Annotated in this window: 30 protein-coding genes; 1 reads left to right on the plus strand and 29 read right to left on the minus strand. The window is 42.8% G+C overall.

The annotated features are described in order from the left end of the window. Positions 1-104: 104 nt before the first annotated feature. The 5 genes from FTT78_RS07750 to FTT78_RS07770 all read right to left on the minus strand — a co-directional run bounded on the left by FTT78_RS07750 (position 105) and on the right by FTT78_RS07770 (position 5,382). The gene (locus tag FTT78_RS07750) at positions 105-2,312 is read right to left on the minus strand and encodes a TRAP transporter large permease subunit (RefSeq protein ID WP_154320307.1); all 2,208 of its coding nucleotides are present in this window, start codon (positions 2,310-2,312) and stop codon (positions 105-107) included. Positions 2,313-2,532: 220 nt separating this feature from the next. Beyond that, positions 2,533-3,114: a rhombosortase gene (gene rrtA / locus FTT78_RS07755; RefSeq protein WP_179989929.1), complete on the minus strand. Its 582-nt coding sequence runs from the start codon at positions 3,112-3,114 to the stop codon at positions 2,533-2,535. A gap of 103 nt (positions 3,115-3,217) precedes the next feature. Beyond that, the gene (locus FTT78_RS07760) at positions 3,218-4,264 is read right to left on the minus strand and encodes a hypothetical protein (RefSeq protein ID WP_179989878.1); all 1,047 of its coding nucleotides are present in this window, start codon (positions 4,262-4,264) and stop codon (positions 3,218-3,220) included. A 445-nt stretch (positions 4,265-4,709) separates the two neighbouring features. Next, the gene (locus FTT78_RS07765; RefSeq protein WP_096901367.1) at positions 4,710-5,132 is read right to left on the minus strand and encodes a protein YgfX; all 423 of its coding nucleotides are present in this window, start codon (positions 5,130-5,132) and stop codon (positions 4,710-4,712) included. Beyond that, positions 5,125-5,382 carry a succinate dehydrogenase assembly factor 2 gene (locus FTT78_RS07770; protein WP_004974752.1) on the minus strand — a complete coding sequence of 86 codons (258 nt, stop codon included), beginning with the start codon at positions 5,380-5,382 and terminating at the stop codon, positions 5,125-5,127. The genes FTT78_RS07765 and FTT78_RS07770 overlap by 8 nt, the downstream gene beginning before the upstream one ends. A 185-nt stretch (positions 5,383-5,567) precedes the next feature. On the opposite strand from FTT78_RS07770, the gene FTT78_RS07775 reads away from it, so the two are divergent. Further along, positions 5,568-6,740, plus strand: a complete 1,173-nt coding sequence (locus FTT78_RS07775) for an acyl-CoA dehydrogenase family protein (protein WP_004974751.1) — start codon at positions 5,568-5,570, stop codon at positions 6,738-6,740. Between the two features lie 75 nt (positions 6,741-6,815). Here FTT78_RS07775 and FTT78_RS07780 read toward each other — a convergent pair whose 3' ends face one another. From FTT78_RS07780 to rpsS, 24 genes are all read right to left on the minus strand, one after another. Next, on the minus strand, positions 6,816-8,306 hold the full coding sequence (locus tag FTT78_RS07780; protein ID WP_179988903.1) for an NAD(P)/FAD-dependent oxidoreductase: 1,491 nt from the start codon (positions 8,304-8,306) through the stop codon (positions 6,816-6,818). A 201-nt stretch (positions 8,307-8,507) separates the two neighbouring features. Beyond that, positions 8,508-8,873, minus strand: coding sequence for a 50S ribosomal protein L17 (rplQ, locus tag FTT78_RS07785; protein ID WP_004974746.1), 366 nt, complete (start codon positions 8,871-8,873; stop codon positions 8,508-8,510). 18 nt (positions 8,874-8,891) lie between these two features. Further along, complete coding sequence (locus FTT78_RS07790) at positions 8,892-9,899, minus strand: DNA-directed RNA polymerase subunit alpha (protein ID WP_004974745.1); 1,008 nt, start codon at positions 9,897-9,899, stop codon at positions 8,892-8,894. 17 nt (positions 9,900-9,916) lie between these two features. Beyond that, positions 9,917-10,543: a 30S ribosomal protein S4 gene (gene rpsD, locus FTT78_RS07795; RefSeq protein WP_004974744.1), complete on the minus strand. Its 627-nt coding sequence runs from the start codon at positions 10,541-10,543 to the stop codon at positions 9,917-9,919. Positions 10,544-10,555: 12 nt separating this feature from the next. Continuing rightward, a complete protein-coding gene (gene rpsK / locus FTT78_RS07800) occupies positions 10,556-10,942 on the minus strand; it encodes a 30S ribosomal protein S11 (RefSeq protein ID WP_001040166.1) in 387 nt (128 codons plus the stop codon). A gap of 19 nt (positions 10,943-10,961) precedes the next feature. After that, a complete protein-coding gene (gene rpsM / locus FTT78_RS07805) occupies positions 10,962-11,318 on the minus strand; it encodes a 30S ribosomal protein S13 (RefSeq protein ID WP_004974734.1) in 357 nt (118 codons plus the stop codon). Between the two features lie 107 nt (positions 11,319-11,425). Continuing rightward, entirely contained in the window at positions 11,426-11,542 is a 117-nt protein-coding gene (gene rpmJ, locus FTT78_RS07810) for a 50S ribosomal protein L36 (protein WP_000867907.1), read from the minus strand. Positions 11,543-11,562: 20 nt separating this feature from the next. Further along, the gene (gene secY, locus FTT78_RS07815; RefSeq protein WP_171062591.1) at positions 11,563-12,882 is read right to left on the minus strand and encodes a preprotein translocase subunit SecY; all 1,320 of its coding nucleotides are present in this window, start codon (positions 12,880-12,882) and stop codon (positions 11,563-11,565) included. Positions 12,883-12,927: 45 nt separating this feature from the next. After that, positions 12,928-13,368 carry a 50S ribosomal protein L15 gene (gene rplO, locus FTT78_RS07820; protein ID WP_004974728.1) on the minus strand — a complete coding sequence of 147 codons (441 nt, stop codon included), beginning with the start codon at positions 13,366-13,368 and terminating at the stop codon, positions 12,928-12,930. 3 nt (positions 13,369-13,371) lie between these two features. Next, complete coding sequence (rpmD, locus tag FTT78_RS07825) at positions 13,372-13,548, minus strand: 50S ribosomal protein L30 (protein WP_004786899.1); 177 nt, start codon at positions 13,546-13,548, stop codon at positions 13,372-13,374. A 6-nt stretch (positions 13,549-13,554) separates the two neighbouring features. Beyond that, a complete protein-coding gene (gene rpsE, locus FTT78_RS07830; protein ID WP_004974725.1) occupies positions 13,555-14,052 on the minus strand; it encodes a 30S ribosomal protein S5 in 498 nt (165 codons plus the stop codon). 2 nt (positions 14,053-14,054) lie between these two features. Beyond that, the gene (rplR, locus tag FTT78_RS07835) at positions 14,055-14,405 is read right to left on the minus strand and encodes a 50S ribosomal protein L18 (RefSeq protein WP_004281497.1); all 351 of its coding nucleotides are present in this window, start codon (positions 14,403-14,405) and stop codon (positions 14,055-14,057) included. 14 nt (positions 14,406-14,419) lie between these two features. Further along, the gene (gene rplF / locus FTT78_RS07840) at positions 14,420-14,953 is read right to left on the minus strand and encodes a 50S ribosomal protein L6 (RefSeq protein WP_004974722.1); all 534 of its coding nucleotides are present in this window, start codon (positions 14,951-14,953) and stop codon (positions 14,420-14,422) included. A gap of 16 nt (positions 14,954-14,969) precedes the next feature. Then, positions 14,970-15,365: a 30S ribosomal protein S8 gene (gene rpsH, locus FTT78_RS07845; RefSeq protein WP_004974720.1), complete on the minus strand. Its 396-nt coding sequence runs from the start codon at positions 15,363-15,365 to the stop codon at positions 14,970-14,972. Between the two features lie 12 nt (positions 15,366-15,377). Beyond that, positions 15,378-15,683: a 30S ribosomal protein S14 gene (gene rpsN / locus FTT78_RS07850; RefSeq protein ID WP_004825185.1), complete on the minus strand. Its 306-nt coding sequence runs from the start codon at positions 15,681-15,683 to the stop codon at positions 15,378-15,380. 9 nt (positions 15,684-15,692) lie between these two features. After that, positions 15,693-16,229 (minus strand): 50S ribosomal protein L5, encoded by a 537-nt coding sequence (gene rplE / locus FTT78_RS07855; RefSeq protein ID WP_004974719.1) that lies wholly within the window; start codon positions 16,227-16,229, stop codon positions 15,693-15,695. A 16-nt stretch (positions 16,230-16,245) separates the two neighbouring features. Continuing rightward, entirely contained in the window at positions 16,246-16,563 is a 318-nt protein-coding gene (rplX, locus tag FTT78_RS07860; protein WP_004974717.1) for a 50S ribosomal protein L24, read from the minus strand. Positions 16,564-16,572: 9 nt separating this feature from the next. Further along, complete coding sequence (gene rplN, locus FTT78_RS07865; protein WP_001982634.1) at positions 16,573-16,941, minus strand: 50S ribosomal protein L14; 369 nt, start codon at positions 16,939-16,941, stop codon at positions 16,573-16,575. A gap of 91 nt (positions 16,942-17,032) precedes the next feature. After that, positions 17,033-17,290: a 30S ribosomal protein S17 gene (rpsQ, locus tag FTT78_RS07870; RefSeq protein WP_004974714.1), complete on the minus strand. Its 258-nt coding sequence runs from the start codon at positions 17,288-17,290 to the stop codon at positions 17,033-17,035. Beyond that, positions 17,287-17,484, minus strand: coding sequence for a 50S ribosomal protein L29 (gene rpmC, locus FTT78_RS07875; RefSeq protein ID WP_004650482.1), 198 nt, complete (start codon positions 17,482-17,484; stop codon positions 17,287-17,289). Before rpmC ends, rpsQ begins: the two co-directional genes overlap by 4 nt. Then, entirely contained in the window at positions 17,484-17,897 is a 414-nt protein-coding gene (gene rplP, locus FTT78_RS07880) for a 50S ribosomal protein L16 (protein WP_004691317.1), read from the minus strand. Before rplP ends, rpmC begins: the two co-directional genes overlap by 1 nt. Positions 17,898-17,900: 3 nt before the next feature. Continuing rightward, the gene (gene rpsC, locus FTT78_RS07885) at positions 17,901-18,653 is read right to left on the minus strand and encodes a 30S ribosomal protein S3 (protein ID WP_004974711.1); all 753 of its coding nucleotides are present in this window, start codon (positions 18,651-18,653) and stop codon (positions 17,901-17,903) included. A 1-nt stretch (position 18,654) separates the two neighbouring features. Continuing rightward, positions 18,655-18,984: a 50S ribosomal protein L22 gene (gene rplV / locus FTT78_RS07890; RefSeq protein ID WP_001982638.1), complete on the minus strand. Its 330-nt coding sequence runs from the start codon at positions 18,982-18,984 to the stop codon at positions 18,655-18,657. Between the two features lie 11 nt (positions 18,985-18,995). Beyond that, positions 18,996-19,271, minus strand: a complete 276-nt coding sequence (gene rpsS / locus FTT78_RS07895) for a 30S ribosomal protein S19 (protein ID WP_004673001.1) — start codon at positions 19,269-19,271, stop codon at positions 18,996-18,998. Between the last annotated feature and the right edge of the window lie 17 nt (positions 19,272-19,288).

Raw genomic sequence — 19,288 nt, forward strand, 5'->3', positions numbered from 1 at the left:
GCTGCTTTGTATTCCCTGCATATCAACCTATTAAAAAAACACCCCGTAGTGAACCACAGGGTGTTTTTAAATAATAAGATGACAGTGATTAAGTATCCATGTGCTTATTCATACCAGCCGAATAGCTTGAACGCATACGGTGCATAGGCAATAATCAACATCGCAGGAAGCATCACAATCATAGGCAAAATCCAACGCTCATAACGATAATAGAACGATTTATGACGAACTTCTGCATCGGCTGCAGCGACTTCTTCATCTCCAATCGACTGCCTTGCCAATAAGTGATTCAGCGCTACAGGTGGCGTCACATAGCCTAATTCAAAACCAATTAGGGTAATCATCCAGAAATGCGCAGGATGTATCCCATATTGATAAGCTACAGGCGCAACCGTTGCAGAAATTAGAATCACCGCACCGAATGGATCCATAATCATGCCCACAAAAATCATCAAGGCAACAATCAGGCTAATCACAATAAAGATGCTGCTAATGTCGGTTGGGAACGCTTCCATAATTTCAATGCGTTCTAAATAGCCACCTACACTGACTGAAAGCGCCATCAAAATTACCAATGCCCCAATATGTCCCACCGTTTCACTGGTCGATAAATGCAGAGCTTTGAAGAAACCATACTGACGCAATGGTGAATCAGGTGCAGTCAATAATGAGCGCTCAGATGAAGCTGCTGTCTGTTGTGCTACAGGCTTGTGATCTAAAGTCTGATCCCACTGCCCCATCGCTGGAATAGGCGCAGGTTCATGGCGCAATTTATCAAACAACACCATCATCAATAAAATAACCGGCATCATTACAGGTGCAGTAAACTCATTCATATTGGTGTCTAAAGCATATTTATAGAACAACCAAATCAACACAAAAATGAGGATATATGGTAGTACAGGGCCAAAAGCACGTAAGGACAATGGCGCAGCTATGTTCGGTGCAGCAATGCGGAATTTATTTTCAGCAAAGAACAACGAAATCACTAAAAATAGGGTTGAAGTCAGTAGGAACACATACAAACCATAGTGATACAGCATGTCCGTTGTGACTTCTTTATTCAGCGATGCCACCACAACAATCAATAGGCATGGACGAAGCACGACCCCCATTGAACCCGACATAGCTGTTGCCGCCAGTGCAAACTGACGTCGTCCACCCGCATTCCAAACTTCTTTATAAATGATCGCACCTGCAGCAATGACAAAAATCCCCGATGCACCGGTATAAGCCGTTGGTAATGCAGCAGCAATCAGAATCAGCCAGGTTAAAGTTTCAGGTGCCAAATTCCACGGACGCAGAATATTCAGGAACAAATCCACAATTCGGGTTTGTTTGAGCAACATCCCCGCCCAAATAAACAAAGCCAAGTTCAAGAAAATACTAGAGAATTCGACCAGTTGCCCTAGGTAAATCCCTTGCCCCATTGGATAATCCATCAGGAAGGTAAAAGAGAAACCCGTACTAATTGCCATATAGGCATACAAAGGTACGCTCAGGAAAGCAAGACCTAAACTACCGCCTTCACGGGTCGGTGCAGGTGGCTTAATAAGCTGGAATAAACTAATTAAAGTCAGAGTTGCAAACAGAATCATCCACATCCAGTAAATGATTTGCGTTTCACCACTCATCGGTACGCCTGAATTGAGTACTGAACGATATTGACTGATACTTGACGAGGTTAAGAAACCATTCGCCACCACCATTAAGGTCGAATACACCTTGAAGTCAATTTTGGTCGCAGGGCCACGTAAACCAATGTGATGGGTCTTTAAAGTGGCACTAATTGCAGCAAAGACCACCATCAATACCAATAAAATGGCACGGTTTTCAGTACCAAATTTAAAAATACCAAAAAAAGAGGTTTCAATGGTTCGATACATTTTCAAGCTTGGATGGGCTTGAATATGCTGAATCGCCTGATCATGAAATTGAAATTTTTCTTCACAAATTTGTTTGGCTGCTAAAATGGAAGCGCGGACATCTGATTCAGAGGCAGTACCAAAAATATCGGCAAACTCATCAGCAGCATTGGCTTGCATTTGGGCATGTACTTGTGCATCGATATCGGGGTTGCGTTCGCAGTCAGGTGCAGTGGGTTCGGCACGCAAAAATGAATACTGCATACCCGTTGCAGGGTCACCGTATAGGCGTTCACCCATGCGCAACAACTGACCATGTACCATTTCACCTGTACCAATAATAAGTGTCAGTAGCAACAAGATCAAAATAACGAATGTAGAAATCCATTCTGTCCATATATGTCTGAGCAAAGCCAAGCCAGACCTGCGTTGTCCGTTATTGTGCATATATTTTCCTGTTTTTATTCTATGCAGAAACCGAGACACTCGAATTTCTGTCTGTCCTTATTCAACGGAATATCCATCTTCCATTGAGCATTTTTGTATTCAGTTTAAATGTGAATGAACGTCGTTATTTTTAAAATGACAATATAGATTTTCTTTTAAGTAAAAATGGTCAATTGTGAGATTTCTTGTGAGCCCTTTTTGCCATCATTTTGATGTAATTTTAATGCGGATCAATGCAATAGGCCCAAATAATATAAGCCAGTGCAAAAATTACTCCCCAAATCACCCCCAATAAATGTGCCTCAACTAATACAGGACTGCCGATTAATTCTGCTGTACCCAAACTGCCCACTGTATTTTCCCAAATCAGTTTAGATAAAATAAGCAGCAAGACCAATGTGGCAAAGCCACGTTCTTTTTTATAAAGCAAATGCACACATGCCACCGCCACATAAGCACCATGCAACACCCCAGAAAGTCCTGCATAGGCATCAATATCGGCAAGGAAGTAATAGAAACTCAGACTAATCGCTGGCGGTAGTACCAACAAAAGCGCCACAAAGTGCCATACTTTGGCATGCGGAAAAATAAAAGGTAAACAGGCAAAGGCGATCATATTAAGCAAATAATGAATCCAGCCCACATGCACCCAATGCCCTGTCCATAAGCGCCAGAATTCATCCAATAAATGTGTAGACCAATAAATAAAATGCTCTGCAAAAATCTGCAAACATGCCGAAACCGACATACATGTCGCAATAAACACAATTTTTCGACTGAGAAATTGAGATGAATATTGCATAGGCGCTTGCATCCTCCAAATTATTCTTGTTATGTGCTTCGGCAAACGGATTGCCCAATCCTAAAACCTCTGGTCAATATTGAATTGGGCAATCTTGATATTTTTACAATTGAGCTGCCGTATCCTCATTAAATAAATCATCTAATTCAGAAGAATTATCTTGCTCATCCCAGAAACGCTGCTGATCACCCGTACGCACACCTGTATGTTCAGTCCAGTAACGGTCTGAAATTCCTTGTACCATGCTTCCCGCCATGGCATCAATCAATTTAAATTGTGGATTTACAGGTTTTTCGTCACTGCGTGCATTAGAAAAGGCTTTGAGTGCGTCGCGGATTTTGGCATCTTCACCACTGGCTTGGGCAGCAACCGCGTATAAAGCGTGTGATAAACGCACGCCTTTATTTTCACCGATTTGCATCGACTGCTTTAAGGTTTGATACGGATCAGGTTTGCCATCTCCCGCACCTGGAAGCAAAGTCCAAATTACGGCACGTGTAGCCTCTGGTGCGCCCCAGAATTTTTCATTGTTTAAACAGGTCATACCACGTTCAACAATCGCGGCAATATCTTTAGGCACATGCACTGCCCCGCCTGAATTAATATCATTGGTCATGGCTTGCAAGCCACTCAACATCCCCAACATATACACAGTTTGATCAATATCACTGTTCATTTTTGGACAACCTTCGCCCAAAGGTTTCCGATATTTCTTTTCCCAACGATGCTGAAACAATTGATAGCCTGTGTATTGGCGCTGTGCCGCCAAAGCCGCCCAACGTTTTTGCTGAATCCGCGCATCTTGCGCTTCGCCCACTTGCCCTGCTTTTGCTGCACGTAAATAACGCAATTCAGCATCCAAAGCTTTTTCTTCGGCACAAATACCCGCAGCCGAATACATTAGTACCGCAACACGGGTTGGGTCTGCGCCCATATCTTTAGTCGCCATAATGGCAGGGGTTAAGGAATTACCAGAATTACACACCATTTCAGCATCTTCCATCGCTAAAATTGGCGGCACAATATGTTTTTCAGTAAATCCAAGTGCGACATTGGCACCTGTTTTGATCACTTGTGAACAACCTGATAATAATAAACTTGTGATTGCAAATACGGCCACACCCTGGCCTATTTTTTGGACTTGCGACATTTTCCTGTCCTCTATAATTGTGTTTATGTCCATTGCAACAAACATAGCAGAAGCAATATCTGAATAAAAGCGTCTACTTGCTGCTTCAGATGGATAACTTTGCCATGTTTTAAAGTGACTAAAATTGACTGAAATCTGTCATCCGACAAAATTTAGGCAAAAAAAAGTAGCATTGCGACGGTTCAGCACATGCTACTTATTAACTGATGCCCAATTCGGGCTTATCTTAAAAAATCTTTCGACTAAATTTAAATGTGCACATTTCAGGAATCTGATTTGTATTGATCTACACTTGTCTGGAATGAATATAACTGAAAATAGGGATATGTGTAATCTTTTATGCCAATATAAAATGACTGATCAGGACACGAAAAATAGATGATAATTTTATCTTTATGATACTTATAGTTTTTTATTATTATAAAAATATACAGCTGTCTGTAAATTAGAGCATTTTCGCCAATACTTTTAGAGCCTTCCATTCCGCCTTGGAAACCTGATCACACCAAATCACCAGAGGTTTAAAGGCTTGCTGAAATTCCATGACGATATAAATTTGATGATCTATCACTTGACGCAGTTGCACACGCTGAATTTCAATTTGGCGAGCTGTGCTTTTAATCTGTTGTGATACTACACGAGGCGCGAGATAGGAAATTGACCATTCACGGTCATCTAATTGATCTAAACCAACAATTCGGTTTGCACGAACAAATTTAAAATATGTCCAGCCCATAATGACAATACATACAACGCTAAGCCATGGCTTTAACACTTGTAGTAAAAGCCAAACGATGAGTAGAGCGATCATCAGCTGAAACACTATTGCGATGACACTAGGTTTCAGCTGAAACTGCTGCTTAGCCATGCACATAATGCTTTAGTTTACGGATAAAATCTTTCAACTCAGGACGTGGTGGCTCAGACACTTCCATAAACCAATCCAATAAATCTGGGTCTTCCTGCTCAACCAAATCGGCAAACATTTGTTTTTCTTCCGCACTGGCAGTCAAATAATGATTTTTCACATACGGGTCAAAATAGACATCAATTTCCTTTAAACCACGACGGGCACGGTAAATCACTTTGCGTTCTTCTAAGCTGATGTCATCACTCATGCGGTTTCCCCATTAAAATTAAACTCAGGCTAGTTTAACCGACCCCTTTTAAAGTTTCGATGACTTTTATGCAGCATTGACCAAAAGCATCATCTTTCATTTGCAATTGAAACTTTTGCACCTTGTTGCCCCCTATAAATTCTTCTAAGGTGAATTCAAAATAACAACATCAGGAAGATAAAACCATGCAATCTGCCGCAATTCGCCCCATTGCCAATATGTTACCGCGCACCTTATTCAGTGCTGAACACGACAGTTTTCGTGATTTGGTACGAAAATTCTATTTGCAGGAAGTCATCCCCCATACTGAAAAATTTGAAGCGCAGCAGCATGTAGACCGTGAGCTATGGCGTAAAGCAGGTACTTTGGGTTTGCTGTGTAGCACCATGCCTGAAGAATATGCAGGTTCAGGGGTAGACCGCTTATACAGCATGATTTTGATTGAAGAACAAGCCTATGCAGGTGACAGTGCTACCGGTTTTTCACTGCATTCAGATATTGTCGCCAATTACATTAATAACTTTGGCACAACTGAACAAAAACAACACTGGTTACCCCGCATGGCCACAGGCGAAGTGATAACCGCGATTGCCATGACCGAACCCAGTACAGGTTCAGACTTACAAGCTGTGCGTACCTCTGCGGTATTGGATGGCGATGAATACGTGATTAATGGTTCTAAAATTTTTATTACCAACGGCTATTTGTGCGACATGGCGATTGTGGTATGTAAAACAGCGAACACAGACAAAGGTTCAGCCAATCTGTCTTTAATATTGGTAGAAGCAGACCGTGCGGGATTTAGCAAAGGCAAACCACTGAATAAAATTGGTATGAAAGGTCAGGACACTTGCGAATTATTTTTTGATAATGTCCGCGTGCCTCGCAGCAATTTATTAGGTGCAGAAGGCATGGGCTTTATCATGCTGATGAAAGAACTGGCTTGGGAACGCTTAATTGTCGCGATTATTTGCCAAGCAGGTGCAGAAGCTGCTTTTGCACATACACTGCAATATACTCAGCAACGTCAAGCCTTTGGCAAAAGTATTCATAGCTTTCAAAATACGCGCTTTAAACTGGCAGAATTACGCACCGAAATTGATTTCTGTCGTGCTTTTTTAGATCAATGTATGCAGTTACAACTTCAAGATCAGCTCAGTGTTGAAGCTGCAGCGGCCGCCAAATATAAAATTTCAGAGATGTACTCCAAAGTGGTGGATGAATGTCTACAACTGCATGGTGGTTATGGCTATATGCTTGAGTATCCAATTGCACGTGCTTACTTAGACAATCGGGCCAATCGTATTTATGCAGGCACCAATGAAATTATGAAAGAGCTGATTTCACGTTCTTTATAAAATTTCCACCTCAACATAAAAATGGCACAAGCAATTTTAAATTTCTTGTGCCATATTATTTTTGCACCCAACGATTTAAGACACTAATTTAGGTTTACGCTGCTGTGCAGGCACAGCTTGTTTGAATTTTAAAATACCATCTTCAAAACTTGCTTGTTTTAAAGTTTTGCGATCTTCTAAGTAATTGTTGGTCACTCGCCATGGCGCATGTTTGCCTTGCTTTGGCATCACATCAGCAGCACGCGCGATATAGCCCGAACTCAAACTGCCCATCACCGTATCTTCCAATAACTCTGTTTGGTCACCTTGAGGAATTACCTCGTCATAACCTTGTCGATCCATATAATTGAGCAAACGACAAATATAATCCGCAGCCACATCCACTTTAAGCGTCCAAGAGGCATTAATATAGCCAATAATCATCGCCATATTCGGTACATCGCTGATCATCACACCTTGATATAGCATGTGCTTCGAGGTGTCTAAAGGCACACCATCAATTGTGGCTTGAATACCGCCTAGAATCTGAATATTCAAACCTGTCGCAGACACAATAATATCGGCATCCAAATGTTTACCCGATTTTAATTGCACACCTGTTTCAGTAAAACTTGCAATTTGATTGGTTTCAATCGAGGCATGCCCTTCGCGTAAAATCTTAAATAAATCACCATCAGGCACAACACATAAACGCTGATCCCACGGATTATAATGTGGCGTGAAATGCTTCATATCTACCTTGCCCTTGAGCTGCATTTGGATAGATTTCAGCAACAAAGTCCGCAGTAATTTCGGCTGTTTTTGTGCTAAAGCATAAATGGCGCGTTGCATGCCAATATTACGTGCGCGCGTGATTTTGTAAGCAACATCTTCAGGCAAAACTTTACGCATTTGCTGATAAACAAAATCCATTGCAGGCACTGAAGCAATATAAGTCGGCGAGCGTTGTAGCATGGTGACATGCGCTGCACCACCTTTTGACATAGCAGGTACTAAGGTGATTGCAGTTGCGCCACTGCCAATAATTAAGACCTTTTTACCACGATAATCTAAATTTTCAGGCCAATGCTGTGGGTGGATAAATGTACCTTTAAATGCCTGCTGATTGGGGAAATCTGGCTGAAAACCTTGATCGTAGTTGTAATAGCCTGTACAGCCTAAAACGAAATTAGCCACCCAAGTTTCAATCTGTTGTTCTGCATTTTCTATGCGTAACGTCCACTTACGTGTTTGAGAGTCATAATTGGCGGATAGCACACGATGCTGAAAATGAATTTTTGAATGTAAGGCTTTTTCTTGAATGACTTCTGCTAAATAACCTTTGATAGATGCGCCATCGGCTAGTACATTGGTTTTCTTCCAAGGCTTAAAATTATAACCAAAGGTCGACATATCCGAATCTGAACGAATGCCCGGATATTGGAATAAATCCCAAGTGCCACCAAAACTTTGACGACGCTCAATAATTTCAAAAGAACGCTGTGGGCAATTTTGACTTAAATGTGCAGCTACACCAATGCCCGAAATCCCTGCACCAATAATTAATATATCAACCTGCTTATCCATGTTTTATTGTCCAGCTTGAATGATGCTTTTTATTAAAGCACAAATTTGACAATACACAATGTCAAGTTTGGCAAAAGTTGCTAAAATTTATATCAATTCGGGACAATTACATCATTTTTTGAGATTCAACTTATTTTTTACATAAAAAAAAGACCGGTAAAACCGGTCTTTTCTGAACAACGTGCGTTATTCTTGGCAAAATTATTTAACTTCGCGATCTACAAGCTCAACGTAAGCCATCGGTGCAGCATCACCCGCACGGAAGCCCGCTTTAAGAACACGTAGATACCCGCCGTTACGCTCTTTGTAACGAGGGCCAAGAACGGTAAATAATTTACCAACAGTTGCTGCTGAACGAGTACGAGCAAACGCTAAACGACGGTTTGCTACTGTATCGTTTTTAGCTAAAGTGATTAAAGGCTCAGCAACACGACGTAATTCTTTTGCTTTAGGAACAGTTGTTTTGATTAACTCGTGTTCGAACAAAGAATTAGCCAAGTTTTGGAACATCGCTTTGCGATGGCTGCTTGTACGGCCTAATTTCACACCACTATTACGATGACGCATGGTGATAGTCCTACTTAATTAACGGCTACGATAGGCGAAACGATCGTCCATACGGAGACTAGCCGGTGGCCAGTTCTCTAAACGCATGCCGAGCTGTAAGCCTTTAGAAGCCAGAACATCTTTGATCTCTGTAAGCGATTTTTTACCCAAGTTAGGCGTTTTAAGTAGCTCAACCTCAGTACGCTGTACAAGATCACCAATGTAGTAAATATTTTCTGCTTTCAAACAGTTAGCAGAACGAACAGTAAGCTCTAGATCATCTACTGGACGAAGCAAGATTGGGTCAACTTCTTCACGAGGCTCTTGAGCAACAGGAGCTTGATCTTTCTGAAGATCAACAAAAATTGCAATTTGTTGTTGCAAGATTGTTGCCGCTTTGCGGATCGCTTCTTCTGGATCAACTGTACCATTGGTTTCAAGATCAATGATCAACTTGTCAAGGTCAGTACGTTGTTCTACACGCGCATTTTCTACGATGTAAGACACACGTTTGATTGGGCTATAAGAAGCATCTAACTGCAAACGACCTACAGGGCGAGTTTCGCCTTCTGGGAAACGTGAATCAGATGTTTCATAACCACGACCTTGAGCAACTTTCAGGCGCATTTTTAAATTGCCTGTAGCACTTAAAGTGCCAATCAAGTGTTCAGGGTTAACCACTTCAACATTATGCGGTAAACGAAGGTCTGCAGCAGTTACATCGCCTGGACCTTGTTTTTCCAATGTCAAATAAGCTTCATTTTGATCGAACAGCTTAATAGACAATCCTTTCAGGTTCAGCAAGAGCTCGACGATGTCCTGCTGCAAGCCTTCCAAAGTACTGTACTCGTGCTCGACACCTTCAATTTCAACTTCTACCACAGCTGCGCCAGGTAAAGAAGAAAGAAGGATGCGACGTAAAGCATTACCAAGAGTGTGACCAAAGCCACGCTCTAATGGTTCTAGAATAACTTTTGCCGAGGTCCCGCTTGCCGCTTCGACCTTGATCGCTTGCGGAGTAAGAAACTCATTTGCAGTACGCGTCATTATTGCTACCTCAAGGATTATTTAGAATACAATTCTACAATCAAGCTTTCGTTGATTTCAGCAGGTAAATCAGAACGATCTGGTGCAGCTTTAAACGTACCTTCAAATTTAGAATGGTCAACTTCCATCCATGAAGGGATACCACGTTGAGCAGCCAATTCAATTGCGTTTTTAATACGTAATTGTTGTTTTGCACCTTCGTGAACTGCAATTACATCACCAGCTTTAACTTGAATAGACGCAATGTTAACACGACGACCATTTAAAGTAATGCTACGGTGAGATACAAGCTGACGAGCTTCTGCACGTGTAGAACCAAAACCCATGCGATAAACAACGTTATCAAGACGGCTTTCGAGCAATTTCAACAAGTTTTCACCTGTTGCGCCTTTCACACGAGCAGCTTCTTTATAGTAGTTACTAAATTGACGCTCTAAAACACCGTACATACGACGTACTTTTTGTTTTTCACGTAATTGTAGTGAGTACTCAGATTGCTTACCACCACGAGCCCCGCCATGTTGGCCAGGAGCTTTAGCGTGTTTTTTAGTTTTGACGTCAAATGGTTTAACGCCGGATTTTAGTTGCAGGTCTGTCCCTTCGCGGCGAGAGAGTTTGCATTTTGGACCAATATAACGAGCCATGAATGTTTCTCCTTACACGCGACGTTTTTTAGGTGGACGGCAACCGTTGTGAGGGATTGGAGTCACATCGGTAATGCTGTTAATTTTATAACCCACTGCACCTAATGCACGAACCGCAGACTCACGACCTGGACCAGGACCTTTAACAAGGACGTCCAAGTTTTTCAAACCGTAATCTAAAGCAGCTTTACCAGCAACTTCAGCAGCTACCTGAGCAGCGAACGGAGTTGATTTACGTGATCCACGGAAGCCTTGTCCACCTGAGGTAGCCCAAGCCAGTGCATTACCTTGACGATCGGTAATGGTCACAATGGTGTTATTAAAAGAAGCGTGAATGTGTGCAACACCTTCAGAGACGGTACGAGTGACCTTCTTGCGTGTGCGAGTATCTTTAGCCATCTTTTAGCTTCCAGAAATCTTATTTCTTAATCGGTTTGCGCGGACCTTTACGGGTACGTGCGTTAGTTTTGGTGCGTTGACCACGGACAGGCAAGCTGCGACGATGACGAAGACCGCGGTAGCAGCCTAAATCCATTAAACGTTTAATGTTCATGGAAATTTCGCGACGTAAGTCACCTTCGGTCGGAACCTTAGCAACTTCTGCACGAATCGCATCAAGCTGAGCGTCATCTAATTCACGGATCTTTGTTGTTGGTGCGATACCAGCAGCAGCTAAGATAGTCTTAGCAGTGTGGCGACCAATACCAAAGATATAAGTGAGAGAGATAACAGCGTGCTTGTTATCCGGAATGTTTACACCGGCAATACGAGCCATTCAATTTTCTCCAAAAAGGCAGTTAAGATAATCAACCGCCCCACAAAAATCTTGAGGGGCGGATAATAACCTAATTAGCCTACTGAAATCAACAGGTCTTAATCAAATTAACCTTGACGCTGCTTATGACGAGGTTCTGCGCTGCAAATTACGCGAATAACCCCATTACGACGGATAACTTTGCAGCTACCACAAATTTTCTTTACAGAAGCTTGTACTTTCATGATGAAACCTCTAAGTGCGCTTATCCCTTAGGATGAGCAGTCGTTTTTCTCATTAACGTTTGATTATCGTACTGGTGCGAGGTGAGATGTGCTTGAAGCTGAGCCATAAAGTCCATCACAACCACTACAACGATTAATAATGATGTACCACCTAAGCTAAATGGAATTCCAAATGAGCTTTGTAGAATCATCGGCATTAAGCAGACTACAGTGATGTAAATCGCGCCAATAAAGGTCAAACGACTGAGAATATGATCTAAGTAACGAGCAGTTTGCTCACCTGGGCGAATACCAGGCACATAAGCTCCGCTGCGTTTCAAGTTTTCCGAAACTTCTTTAGGGCTGAAAACCAGCGCAGTGTAGAAGTAACAGAAAAAGATAATTAACGCACCAAAGAGCACCAAATACAACGGTTGTCCAGGCGACAATACCAATGCCAAGTCTTGTAGACTACGCTTGATTAATCCAGCACTAGGATCCGCACTGCCGACCCATTGACCTAAGCTCGCTGGGAACAAAAGCAATGAACTGGCAAAAATTGCTGGAATCACACCTGCCATATTAATTTTTAATGGCAAATGCGTTTGCTGAGCAGTAAATACACGACGACCTTGTTGTTTTTGAGCATAGTTTACTGGAATACGACGCTGCGCCTTCTCAATAAACACAATTGCTGCAAGTACACCCAAAGACAATAAACCAAAAATTGCCAAACCAATCAGGCTTGACTGGCCACTATCAATAGATGTGAAGGATTGCATAATTAAATTAGGCAAGCCTGCAACAATACCTGCGAAAATGATCATGGAAATACCATTGCCCACTCCGCGTTCGGTAATTTGTTCACCCAACCACATTAAGAACATTGTGCCTGCAACCAAAGAGGTCACAGCTGGAACGTAAAAAGCCAGACCTGACGTTAAGGTAATACCTTGACCAATCAGACCTGCACACATCCCAATCGCTTGCACAAGTGCAAGAAACAATGTGCCTTGGCGCGTATATTGATTAATTTTGCGTTTGCCTTGCTCGCCTTCTTTTTTCAAAGCTTCAAGCGAAGGAACCACGGTAGACATCAACTGTACGATAATCGAAGCAGAAATGTATGGCATGATCCCTAAAGCAAGAATCGACATCCGCTCTAATGCACCACCCGAAAACATGTTAAACAAACCAAGGATTGTACCTTGGTTTGCATTAAACAATTGTTCAAGTGCGGCATTATTAATGCCTGGTACTGGAATATGCGCTCCTAGTCGAAATACCAACAACGCACCAATGAGAAACATCATTCGGCGTATAATTTCACGGTATTTCACGTGAAATGGTTGGCCTTTCATCATGTGAACATGACCTGAAGAACTAGGAGACATAGACACTGGGGATTACTCCTCGACTTTACCGCCAGCCGCTTCAACAGCAGCTTTAGCGCCTTTAGTCACAGCAACACCTTGAATAGTGAATGCGCGAGTAATTTCACCAGAAAGTACGATACGAGCACGAGCCATATCTTTACGTACAACGTTCGCTGCTTTTAAAGTTTCAAGGCTAACGATGTCGCCTTCCACTTTAGCAAGCTCAGATAAACGTACTTCAGCAGTTTTCAAAGCGATTTGGCTAGTGAAACCGAATTTAGGTAAACGACGATATAACGCAGTTTGACCACCTTCGAATCCAGGACGTGTACCACCGCTCTTACGTGAGTTTTGACCTTTGATACCACGACCACCAGTCTTACCAACGCCAGAACCGATACCACGGCCTAGACGACGGGCTTCACGCTTAGCACCTTCTGCAGGTGCAAGTTCATTTAAACGCAGAGTCATGGCTTATTCCTCTACACTAACCATATAGTAGACTTGGTTGATCATACCACGGTTAGAAGGCGTATCTTGCACTTCTACAGTATGACCAATACGACGCAGACCTAAACCTTTAAGGCTAAGCTTGTGATTTTTCAAGCGGTGCGATGCAGATTTAGTCTGGGTAACTTTAATCGTTTTCATGATTGATTACCCTTGAATTTGTTCTACTGAAAGACCACGTTTCGCAGCAACCTTTTCAGGAGTTGTCATGTCACGCAAACCGTTAAAAGTTGCGTTCACTACGTTTGCAGCGTTAGTAGAACCACGGCATTTAGTCAATACGTTACGTACACCTGCAGCTTCTAAAACTGCACGCATAGAACCACCCGCAATTACACCAGTACCTTCAGATGCTGGTTGCATGTAAACACGGCTTGCACCATGACGCGCATGAATCGGGTGTTGTAAAGTACCATCTGCCAATTCGATAGTGATCATGTTACGACGTGCAGCTTCAAGTGCTTTAGAAATAGCAGCTGGAACTTCACGTGCTTTACCACGACCAAAACCTACGCGACCATTACCATCACCCACAACAGTTAATGCTGTGAAAGAGAAGATACGACCACCTTTAACAACTTTGGCTACGCGATCAACGGCAACCAGCTTTTCAACAAGACCTTCGTTTTGTTCAACTTTAGCCATGATTAGAACTCCAAGCCGTTTTCACGAGCAGCATCAGCCAAGGCTTTGATACGACCATGATATTTAAAACCAGAACGGTCAAACGCAACTTTAGTTACGCCAGCTGCTTTCGCGCGTTCTGCAATTAAAGCACCTACTTTTTGAGCTGCTTCAACGTTACCAGTTGTACCAGCACGTAAAGTAGCATCTAAAGTTGAAGCTTGCGCTAAAACTTTGCCACCATCTGCTGAAATAACTTGAGCATAGATGTGACGCGGCGTGCGGTTTACACACAAACGAGTCGCACCCAATGCACGGATGTGCAAGCGTGTGCTTTTCGCACGACGCAAACGGGATTGTTTCTTTTCGTTCATAAGAACCTCGCGCCTTATTTCTTCTTAGCTTCTTTACGAAGAACAACTTCATCCGAATAACGAACACCTTTACCTTTATATGGCTCTGGTGGACGGTATCCACGGATATCCGCAGCAACTTGACCTAAAGCTGCTTTGTCAGCAGATTTAAGGATAATTTCAGTTGCAGTTGGAGTTTCTGCAGTTACACCTTCAGGAAGGGTGTAATCGATTGGGTGTGAAAAACCAAGGTTAAGGTTAACAACGTTACCTTTTACCGCAGCTTTATAACCAACACCAATCAATTGTAACTTACGTTCGAAGCCTTCGCTCACACCTTTTACAAGATTGTTAAGCACAGCGCGAGCAGTACCAGCTTGCATCCAAGCGTCTTTCGACTCAGCTTTAGGAGCAATAGCTAAAATACCGTCTTCCTGTTTTAGCTCGACCAGCGCATGCAGGTTGAAAGACAATGTACCTTTGCTGCCTTTCACTTCGACCTGCCGGCCGTTCTGAGTAACTGTAACACCGTTAGGTACAGTTACTGGGGCTTTAGCCACACGAGACATGAGGAATCACCTATTATTAAGAAACAAAAGCAATAACTTCACCACCGATACCTGCAGCACGTGCAGCGCGATCAGTCATGATGCCTTTGCTTGTAGAAACGATTGCAATACCTAAACCTTGCTTAACGCTTGGAAGTGCATCTTTACCGCGATACTGACGTAGACCTGGACGGCTTACGCGTTTCACAGTTTCGATAACTGGTTTGCCTTCATAGTATTTTAAAGTAATCGTTAATGTAGGTTTGCCTTCGTTGTCAGCCACTTCTACATTTGCGATATAACCTTCTTGTTGAAGTACGTTTGCAATAGCAACCTTCAACTTAGAATTAGGCATAGAAACAGTTTGTTTCTTTGCCATTTGAGCGTTACGAACACGCGTTAGCATGTCGGCAACGGTATCTTGCATACTCATTTATAGTGCTCCTTACCAGCTTGCCTTAACAACGCCCGGTACATCACCTTGCATTACTGTGTCACGTAATTTGTTACGGCTTAAACCGAACTTACGGAAGTAACCATGAGGACGACCAGTTAAACCACAACGGTTACGAAGACGTACTGGAGACGCATTACGTGGTAATGCTTGTAATTTCATCATCGCTTCGAAACGCTCTTCGTCGCTTGCATTTACGTTTGCAATCGTTGCTTTTAATTCAGCACGTTTTGCAGCGTATTTAGCAACAGTAGCTTCGCGTTTCAATTCGCGATTAATCATACCTTTCTTAGCCATATCGACCTCTTATTTGAACGGGAAGCCGAATGCACGCATAAGCGCACGGCCTTCGTCATCGGTGCGAGCAGTCGTAGTGATGGTGATGTCCATACCACGAATTTGATCAATCTTATCGAAATCGATTTCAGGGAACATGATTTGTTCCTTGAGACCCATAGAGTAGTTACCACGACCATCGAATGATTTCGAAGAGAAACCACGGAAGTCACGGATACGAGGGATCGCGATAGAGATCAAACGGTCTAAGAATTCGTACATACGTTCGCCGCGTAAAGTAACTTTACAACCAATCGGCCAACCATCACGGATTTTAAAACCAGCGATTGATTTACGAGCTAATGTTAAAACTGGTTTTTGACCAGCAATAGCTTGCATATCAGAAAGAGCGCCATCTAACAATTTCTTGTCAGCAGCTGCAGCACCAACACCCATGTTGATGGTAATTTTAGTGATGCGAGGGATCTCCATCACATTCTTAACGCCCAATTGTTCTTGTAATTGAGCCTTAAGTTCGTCGTTGTAACGTGTTTTAAGTCTGGCCATTGCCTATTTCAACCTATTACTTCGCCACCGCCACTGATTCACCATTCGATTTATAAACGCGAGTTTTCACGCCATCAATCGTTTGGTAACCAACACGGTCAGCCTTTTGGGTTGTAGCATTAAAAATTGCCACGTTTGAGATATGAAGCGAAGCTTCCTGCGTTACGATACCGCCTTCAGCGCCCGTAGCACGGTTTGGCTTCTGGTGCTTCTTAACCAAGTTAAGACCTTCGACCTTAACACGGTCATTAGAAACTGACAGAACAGTACCCTGTTTGCCTTTTTCTTTACCTGCGATCACAATTACTTGATCGCCTTTTTTAATCTTAGCCATGATTGCCTCTTATAGAACTTCAGGAGCCAATGAAATGATTTTCATGAACTGTTCAGTACGAAGTTCACGAGTCACTGGTCCGAAAATACGAGTTGCAATCGGTGCTTTGTTGTTATTCAAAATAACAGCAGCGTTATCATCAAAACGGATCACAGAACCGTCTGGACGACGAATACCGAACTTTGTACGTACAACAACAGCATTCATCACGTCACCTTTTTTAACACGCGCGCGTGGAATAGCTTCTTTTACAGTAACTTTAATAATGTCGCCAACAGAAGCATAACGACGATGTGAACCACCTAGTACTTTAATACATTGTACGCGGCGAGCACCACTGTTGTCAGCTACGTCAAGCATCGTTTCGGTTTGAATCATTGCCCTACTCCAAAACCGAGCATCACCGGTCACAATTTCGAAAGGCTCAAAGAGTACTCGAAATTGACCGATGATGCAACAAGAACGTTAATTACTCAGCAGCAGCTTCAACAACTTCAACTAAAGTCCATGACTTAGTTTTAGACATTGGGCGGCTTTCTTTGATGGTTACAACATCACCAATCTTGGCGGTATTGTTCTCATCATGAGCGTGTAATTTGGTTGAACGGCGAATCAATTTGCCATACAACGGGTGTTGAACTTGGCGTTCAATAAGGACAACAATAGATTTTTCCATTTTGTCGCTTACAACTTTGCCAGTTAACGTGCGGACTGTATTTTGACTCATTGCCCGTTCCCCTGTTTTTCGGTAAGGAGGGTCTTGATGCGTGCAATAGTTTTACGAGTAAGCGCAACTTCATGCGATTTACCCAATTGACCAGTTGCTTTCGCCATACGAAGACGGAATTGGTTAAGCTGTTGCTCATCAAGCAAAGCTGTCAACTCTTCTACCGACTTTTCACGTAGATCTTTAGTTTTCATTACATTACCGTCCGAGTCACGATAGTGGTTTTAAACGGAAGTTTAGCAGCAGCAAGCGTAAATGCTTCACGCGCCAATTCTTCGTTCACACCATCAATTTCGTACAAGACTTTACCTGGTTTGATTTGACAAACCCAATATTCCACAGAACCTTTACCTTTACCCATACGCACTTCAAGAGGCTTAGAAGTAATTGGTTTGTCTGGGAATACACGGATAAAGATCTTACCACCACGCTTAATACGACGGCTGATTGTACGACGTGCCGCTTCAATTTGACGCGCAGTCATTTGACCACGTTCAACTGATTTAAGAGCGATAGTACCGAAAGATACTGAGCTACCACGGTGCGCTAAGCCAGTGTTACGGCCTTTTTGCACCTTACGGAATTTAGTACGTTTAGGTTGCAACATGGATTATTCTCCTTTTTCAGCAGAACGATCATTGCGACGACCACGACGCTCTTGACCTTCACCACGACCGCGACCGCGTTTAGCTGGACGTTCTTCAGCAGGTGCTGGGTTCATGACTTGCTTCATGCCACCCAAGATTTCACCACGGAATACCCAAACTTTAACGCCAATCGTACCGTAAGTAGTTTCAGCACGCATAGTTGCATAGTCGATGTCCGCACGAAGTGTATGCAAAGGTACACGACCTTCACGATACCATTCAGTACGTGCAATCTCTGCACCACCTAAACGACCAGAAACTTCAACTTTGATACCTTTAGCACCAGCACGCATAGAGTTCTGTACCGCACGCTTCATAGCACGACGGAACATTACACGCTTTTCTAATTGAGAAGCGATTGCTTCAGCAACTAAACGTGCATCTAAGTCTGGACGGTCAATTTCGTTGATGCTTACTTGCGCAGGAACACCCATAATAGATGTTAATTCGCGTTGTAATTTCTCAATGTCTTCGCCTTTTTTACCGATTACGATACCAGGACGCGCAGTGCTAATCGTTACTTTAGCAGCACCCGTTGGACGTTCGATAAGAATATTGCTTACCATTGCGTTCTTAAGTTTTTTAGTTAAAAACTCACGAACTTGAAGGTCTTTAAGCAAGTATTCAGCGTATTGTTTCGGATTCGCATACCAGTTAGCGTTATGACGTTTCACAACACCTAGGCGGATACCGATTGGATGAACCTTCTGACCCATATCAAACCCCTACCTTAACGGTGATGTGACAAGTACGCTTAGTAATACGATCTGCACGGCCTTTAGCACGTGGCATAATACGTTTAAGGCTCATGCCTTCGTCAACGTAAATCGTAGATACTTTAAGGTCGTCTACATCTAAACTGTTATTGTGTTCAGCATTTGCAATTGCAGATTCCAATGCTTTCTTAACTAAAACAGCAGCTTTTTTGTTGCTGAAGTTTAAAATGTTAAGTGCATGCGCAACAGATTTGCCGCGGATAAGATCTGCAACCAAACGTGCTTTTTGTGCCGAGATAGCGGCACCGCGTAATTTAGCAGTTACTTCCATCATAGCACCTATTAACGTTTAGACTTCTTGTCAACACCGTGACCACGATAGGTACGAGTTGGCGCGAATTCACCGAGTTTATGACCAACCATGTGTTCAGAGATAATCACTGGAACATGGTTACGACCATTGTGAACAGAAATTGTTAAACCAACAAAATCTGGGAGGATCATCGAACGACGCGACCAAGTTTTGATCGGCTTACGGTTATTAGCCGCGATTGCCGCTTCAACCTTAGCGAACAAGTGCGCATCGACGAATGGGCCTTTTTTCAGAGAACGAGGCATTGTCAGATTCCTTTACT

Origin of the sequence: Acinetobacter sp. YH01011 (genome assembly GCF_013420785.1) — a bacterium.
Lineage (GTDB): Bacteria > Pseudomonadota > Gammaproteobacteria > Pseudomonadales > Moraxellaceae > Acinetobacter > Acinetobacter towneri.

Excerpts from the sequence above, each read along its gene's own strand:
- FTT78_RS07750 (WP_154320307.1), bottom strand. The coding sequence starts at position 2,312 with ATGCACAATAACGGACAACGCAGGTCTGGCTTGGCTTTGCTCAGACAT.
- rrtA (WP_179989929.1), bottom strand. The coding sequence starts at position 3,114 with ATGCAATATTCATCTCAATTTCTCAGTCGAAAAATTGTGTTTATTGCG.
- FTT78_RS07760 (WP_179989878.1), bottom strand. The coding sequence starts at position 4,264 with ATGTCGCAAGTCCAAAAAATAGGCCAGGGTGTGGCCGTATTTGCAATC.
- FTT78_RS07765 (WP_096901367.1), bottom strand. The coding sequence starts at position 5,132 with ATGGCTAAGCAGCAGTTTCAGCTGAAACCTAGTGTCATCGCAATAGTG.
- FTT78_RS07770 (WP_004974752.1), bottom strand. The coding sequence starts at position 5,382 with ATGAGTGATGACATCAGCTTAGAAGAACGCAAAGTGATTTACCGTGCC.
- FTT78_RS07775 (WP_004974751.1), top strand. The coding sequence starts at position 5,568 with ATGCAATCTGCCGCAATTCGCCCCATTGCCAATATGTTACCGCGCACC.
- FTT78_RS07780 (WP_179988903.1), bottom strand. The coding sequence starts at position 8,306 with ATGGATAAGCAGGTTGATATATTAATTATTGGTGCAGGGATTTCGGGC.
- rplQ (WP_004974746.1), bottom strand. The coding sequence starts at position 8,873 with ATGCGTCATCGTAATAGTGGTGTGAAATTAGGCCGTACAAGCAGCCAT.
- FTT78_RS07790 (WP_004974745.1), bottom strand. The coding sequence starts at position 9,899 with ATGACGCGTACTGCAAATGAGTTTCTTACTCCGCAAGCGATCAAGGTC.
- rpsD (WP_004974744.1), bottom strand. The coding sequence starts at position 10,543 with ATGGCTCGTTATATTGGTCCAAAATGCAAACTCTCTCGCCGCGAAGGG.
- rpsK (WP_001040166.1), bottom strand. The coding sequence starts at position 10,942 with ATGGCTAAAGATACTCGCACACGCAAGAAGGTCACTCGTACCGTCTCT.
- rpsM (WP_004974734.1), bottom strand. The coding sequence starts at position 11,318 with ATGGCTCGTATTGCCGGTGTAAACATTCCGGATAACAAGCACGCTGTT.
- rpmJ (WP_000867907.1), bottom strand. The coding sequence starts at position 11,542 with ATGAAAGTACAAGCTTCTGTAAAGAAAATTTGTGGTAGCTGCAAAGTT.
- secY (WP_171062591.1), bottom strand. The coding sequence starts at position 12,882 with ATGAAAGGCCAACCATTTCACGTGAAATACCGTGAAATTATACGCCGA.
- rplO (WP_004974728.1), bottom strand. The coding sequence starts at position 13,368 with ATGACTCTGCGTTTAAATGAACTTGCACCTGCAGAAGGTGCTAAGCGT.
- rpmD (WP_004786899.1), bottom strand. The coding sequence starts at position 13,548 with ATGAAAACGATTAAAGTTACCCAGACTAAATCTGCATCGCACCGCTTG.
- rpsE (WP_004974725.1), bottom strand. The coding sequence starts at position 14,052 with ATGGCTAAAGTTGAACAAAACGAAGGTCTTGTTGAAAAGCTGGTTGCC.
- rplR (WP_004281497.1), bottom strand. The coding sequence starts at position 14,405 with ATGAACGAAAAGAAACAATCCCGTTTGCGTCGTGCGAAAAGCACACGC.
- rplF (WP_004974722.1), bottom strand. The coding sequence starts at position 14,953 with ATGTCTCGTGTGGCTAAAGCCCCAGTAACTGTACCTAACGGTGTTACA.
- rpsH (WP_004974720.1), bottom strand. The coding sequence starts at position 15,365 with ATGAGTATGCAAGATACCGTTGCCGACATGCTAACGCGTGTTCGTAAC.
- rpsN (WP_004825185.1), bottom strand. The coding sequence starts at position 15,683 with ATGGCTAAGAAAGGTATGATTAATCGCGAATTGAAACGCGAAGCTACT.
- rplE (WP_004974719.1), bottom strand. The coding sequence starts at position 16,229 with ATGGCCAGACTTAAAACACGTTACAACGACGAACTTAAGGCTCAATTA.
- rplX (WP_004974717.1), bottom strand. The coding sequence starts at position 16,563 with ATGGCTAAGATTAAAAAAGGCGATCAAGTAATTGTGATCGCAGGTAAA.
- rplN (WP_001982634.1), bottom strand. The coding sequence starts at position 16,941 with ATGATTCAAACCGAAACGATGCTTGACGTAGCTGACAACAGTGGTGCT.
- rpsQ (WP_004974714.1), bottom strand. The coding sequence starts at position 17,290 with ATGAGTCAAAATACAGTCCGCACGTTAACTGGCAAAGTTGTAAGCGAC.
- rpmC (WP_004650482.1), bottom strand. The coding sequence starts at position 17,484 with ATGAAAACTAAAGATCTACGTGAAAAGTCGGTAGAAGAGTTGACAGCT.
- rplP (WP_004691317.1), bottom strand. The coding sequence starts at position 17,897 with ATGTTGCAACCTAAACGTACTAAATTCCGTAAGGTGCAAAAAGGCCGT.
- rpsC (WP_004974711.1), bottom strand. The coding sequence starts at position 18,653 with ATGGGTCAGAAGGTTCATCCAATCGGTATCCGCCTAGGTGTTGTGAAA.
- rplV (WP_001982638.1), bottom strand. The coding sequence starts at position 18,984 with ATGGAAGTAACTGCTAAATTACGCGGTGCCGCTATCTCGGCACAAAAA.
- rpsS (WP_004673001.1), bottom strand. The coding sequence starts at position 19,271 with ATGCCTCGTTCTCTGAAAAAAGGCCCATTCGTCGATGCGCACTTGTTC.